Raw genomic sequence first — 3725 nt, 5'->3', positions numbered from 1 at the left:
GTGATCACACCGTCCGTGTACGGCTTCTTGGCCTCCAGGCCGAAGCCGGTCGCCCGGTGTCGACGGAGCTGCTCGACCTCCTGGAAGGACCCCTCGTCAAGGAGGAGTCCGATGCGCTCCCGCGCCGTCAGCTTGCCCTTGGCATGCTGGGCCTCAGTCGCCTTCTCACTGGGTCCCGCCAGCGCCTGCGCGCGGATCTCGGCCAATTCGGCCACTCGGCCCCGCGCGTCGGTGGGCTCCCCCGCCGAAGATCCAGCTTCGTCCAAAACGGTCATGCTCTCGACCTTACGAAGGACCCGAGCGAAAACGGACCGTCGACTCTGCACAGTCTCCGGAGCGTTTTCCTGGCACCCTCGGACAGAAGGCTTGTGTGGTGCAGCCGAAGTGACTGCTCAGAGGCCCATACGGCTGTAGGGATTCCACAACCGGCCCGGATGAGACGCGGCTCACATTCGCGGCGCGGGCGGGCGTTTCCGAGGCCCGCACGGCTCCCCGGCTCCCGTGTCCTGACGGTCACCGCAGGACGTCCGGCCGGGGCCCCGCGCCCCCGCACGAGTGCCGCCGCGGCCGACGGAGGACAACGGCACGGGTTGACGCGTCGCCGAATTGGCGGGGCTCGACAACCGGTGGGCACCCTGAAGCGGTGCTGGTGACAGCGTCCGGGCGGCCTCGCGACGGCCCTCCGGCCCCCTCTCCGGGGCCCGCATCACGCCCGGTGGATCACGATGTCCCCGCCCCCCGTGCGCCCGCGCACCTGCACCTTCTCGCCGGAGTCGCCGGGCCCCTCGGAGGTGCCGAGGGACTGCCGCACGGCGCCCACCTTGGTCCGTACGTCGAGCCAGGCGGCGGTGCCCTCGCGGACGCCGATGTCGAGCGAGCCCGCGCCGGTCTCCAGGACGACGCTGCCGCGCACGACCTCGGCGACCCGGATGGCGCCGTGGGCCGACTTGACGTTGACGTCGGAGTGCGCGCGGCCGACGGTGACGAGGCCGTTGGACGACTTCACGCGCACGGGGCCGGTGACCTCGTCGACCTCGATCGAGCCGTTGGAGTTCTTGATCACGGCGGAGCCGCCGACCGTGCCCAGCCGCACCTCGCCGGACGCGGTGGTGACGTCGGCCGCACCCTCCACCCGGTCGGCCAGGATCTGGCCGTACGCCGTGCGCAGCTGGGCCGAGGCCGCCCACTCGATCCGGATGTCGCCGGACGAGGACTTCACCTCGCACTCCCCGAGGCGGCCCACCGTGGTGAAGTCGCCCATGGCGATGGTGCCTTTGAGGTGGGAGCCCTCCGGCAGCTCGATCTCCACGTCGACGGACGGCCCCTTGCCGAACAGCGAGCGCTCCTTCGGCACCTTCACCAGGAGCCGCCCGCTCACGTACTCCACCTGGGTCTTCTCGGCGGCCCGCACGTCGGCCTGGCGCGACGCGGTGGTGGGGCGCACCTCGACGACCGTGTCGGCGCGGTCGGACGCGGTGATCCGCACGGAGCCCAGCTCGACGGAGACCGTGGCGTGGACGGGCTTGGGGGTGTCGAAGGTTGGCATGGGGCAGTCCTCTCATCCTGATGGGGTCGTCCGGAACGCGCCCGGGCCGTGCGTGGCCGGAGGGGGCCCGGGGAGCCGGGGGTCGCTAACGCGCCCATCCCGTGAAGCTGGTCCCGGCGCCCTCGGAGCTGTGGGAGGCGGGCTGCCGGCTCGCGTCGCCCTGCTTGAGGGCGTCGGCGACGGTGCGGACCAGCCAGGCGTTGACCGACAGGCTCTCGGCGGCCGCGGCCTCCTCGGCCTGGGCCTTGAGGTACATCGGCAGCCGGAGGTTGATCCGGGCCGTGCCGCCCTCGTCCGACTCCGGCACGGACGCCGGGGCGGGCCCGGGCCGGGCCGGGCGCACGTCCATGGGCGGCGCGTCGAAGCCCTCGGCGGTGGGCGGGGGCGTCACCACGAAGTCCGGGTCCCCCCCACGCAGGCGTACGTCGACGGAGCCGGGGGCCAGGTCTCGAGTAATCTCGTCCATGGCCGCGGACAGCACATTCAGCATCGTGAGCCGGGTGGCCGACTCGAGCGGCGCGATCAGACGCTCGGCGACCACGCGAGCGTCCTCACCACCGGCCTCTGCGGCGACCGCGAGCTCCTGCCGGAGTTGGTCGACATACGGTGTGAGGTTCATGGCATCACTATGGCACCACAATGACGCCATGGCAAGTTCTTAACGCTCACGCGCCCGCGAAACGCCCTCTTCGTCCACGCTCGCCGCCGTCAACGGTGGCGCCACGCATGGTGCCACGTTCGGCGCCGCGAGGACACGTCCGGATCGGCCGGAAGTGGCCCATATGACCACCCCGTTCACACGCGACGCGTAATCACCTCGACACACCCCGCTTTATGTTGAAGATTGAACGGAACAGCGTTAGAGTCGATTTTATTGAACGCTAAACCAACCTCGACTTCGAGCAGCCAGGAGTCGACCAGTCAGGAGCAGATCATGGGAATCTTCAGCCGCAAGGACGACACCGGCACCGCCGCCGCGCCCGCCGGGACCACCCCGGAGCTCGCCGCGCTGACCGGTGAGTACACGCTCGACCCCGCGCACACCACGATCGGATTCGTGGCCCGGCACGCGATGGTCACCAACGTGAAGGGCTCCTTCAAGGAGTTCTCCGGCACCCTGCACCTGGACGGCGCCGACCCGTCCGCGTCGACGGCCTCCCTCGACGTCACGATGGACAGCATCGACACGGGCAACGCGGACCGCGACGGCCACCTCAAGAGCGCGGACTTCTTCAGGACCGACGAGTTCCCGCAGATGACCTTCCGCTCCACCAAGGCCGAGGCGCTCGGCGGCGACGACTACCGCGTCACCGGCGACCTCACCATCCTCGGCACCACCAAGCCGCTGACCATCGACCTGGAGTTCAACGGCGCCGCGAAGGACCCGTTCGGCAACGAGCGCGTCGGCTTCGAGGGCAAGGCGGAGATCCTGCGCTCGGAGTGGGGCCTGTCGTGGAACGCGGCCCTGGAGACCGGCGGCGTCCTCGTCTCCGACAAGATCAAGCTCAACTTCGACATCTCGGCGATCAAGAACGCTGCCTGACCCCGGCAGGTCCGGCACGGCGTCGGATACCGTGCGGCGGTGTCCGAGTTCCTGTCGCAACTGCCCGCCCTCATAGGCGTGATCATCGGTGCCATGGGGTCGTACGTCGCCGTCATGCGCGGTGAGCGCGTGCGCTTCCGCCGGGAGCGCGAGGCCCGCTGGGAGGAACGGCGGCTCGCGGTCTACACCGAGTACGCGCGCGTGCTCAAGCAGACCGTCACGCTGACGTACCGGGTCGCCGCCCATCAGGGCAACGACCCGCATCCCCACCCGCTGTCCGCCGCGGAGGCCGAGCCCCAGCTGGCCGAGGCCGCCGACGCGCGCGACCCCGCCGGGGAGGCGCTGCTGCTGCTCGGCGCGGTGCCGGTGGTGGACGCGGCGCGGGTGTGGGTCGTCGTGGTGATCGAGATGGAACGCTTCTTGCGCTCGGGCGCGCGTGCCCCGGAGGCGTGGGCGGCGCTTCTCGCCCGCCAGCGGGTGGCGCGGGAGGGGTATTACGCGGCCGTACGCGACGACTTGGGGCTGCCCCCGGGGCACTCGGGGCGTTGGGAGCTGCCTGCGCGCCGGGCCTGAACGGCCCCTCTTCCCGATCTGCGGTCCGCGCGTCATCTGCGGGCCGGTGGGGGCTGGGCGCGC

At 71.1% G+C, this 3725-nt stretch carries 5 protein-coding genes; 2 read left to right on the top strand and 3 right to left on the bottom strand.

The annotated features are described in order from the left end of the window. From STRAU_RS16935 to STRAU_RS16925, 3 genes are all read right to left on the bottom strand, one after another. On the bottom strand, positions 1-275 hold a 275-nt coding region (locus STRAU_RS16935), incomplete at its 3' end, for a carboxyl transferase domain-containing protein (protein ID WP_310592251.1). Positions 276-706: 431 nt separating this feature from the next. Next, positions 707-1546, bottom strand: coding sequence for a DUF4097 family beta strand repeat-containing protein (locus tag STRAU_RS16930; protein WP_016641565.1), 840 nt, complete (start codon positions 1544-1546; stop codon positions 707-709). Positions 1547-1631: 85 nt separating this feature from the next. Further along, on the bottom strand, positions 1632-2165 hold the full coding sequence (locus STRAU_RS16925; RefSeq protein WP_016641564.1) for a toxin-antitoxin system HicB family antitoxin: 534 nt from the start codon (positions 2163-2165) through the stop codon (positions 1632-1634). Between the two features lie 315 nt (positions 2166-2480). Between STRAU_RS16925 and STRAU_RS16920 the strand changes: the two genes are divergently transcribed. Then, positions 2481-3089, top strand: coding sequence for a YceI family protein (locus tag STRAU_RS16920; protein WP_016641563.1), 609 nt, complete (start codon positions 2481-2483; stop codon positions 3087-3089). Positions 3090-3128: 39 nt separating this feature from the next. Next, complete coding sequence (locus tag STRAU_RS16915) at positions 3129-3662, top strand: hypothetical protein (RefSeq protein WP_016641562.1); 534 nt, start codon at positions 3129-3131, stop codon at positions 3660-3662. The last annotated feature ends 63 nt before the right edge of the window (positions 3663-3725 follow it).

This window comes from Streptomyces aurantiacus JA 4570, assembly GCF_000414115.1.
GTDB lineage: Bacteria > Actinomycetota > Actinomycetes > Streptomycetales > Streptomycetaceae > Streptomyces > Streptomyces aurantiacus_A.
Note: the sequence above shows the minus strand (reverse complement) of the source record. Positions and strands in the feature narration are given on the sequence as shown.

Excerpts from the sequence above, each read along its gene's own strand:
- STRAU_RS16925 (WP_016641564.1), bottom strand. The coding sequence starts at position 2,165 with ATGAACCTCACACCGTATGTCGACCAACTCCGGCAGGAGCTCGCGGTC.
- STRAU_RS16930 (WP_016641565.1), bottom strand. The coding sequence starts at position 1,546 with ATGCCAACCTTCGACACCCCCAAGCCCGTCCACGCCACGGTCTCCGTC.
- STRAU_RS16920 (WP_016641563.1), top strand. The coding sequence starts at position 2,481 with ATGGGAATCTTCAGCCGCAAGGACGACACCGGCACCGCCGCCGCGCCC.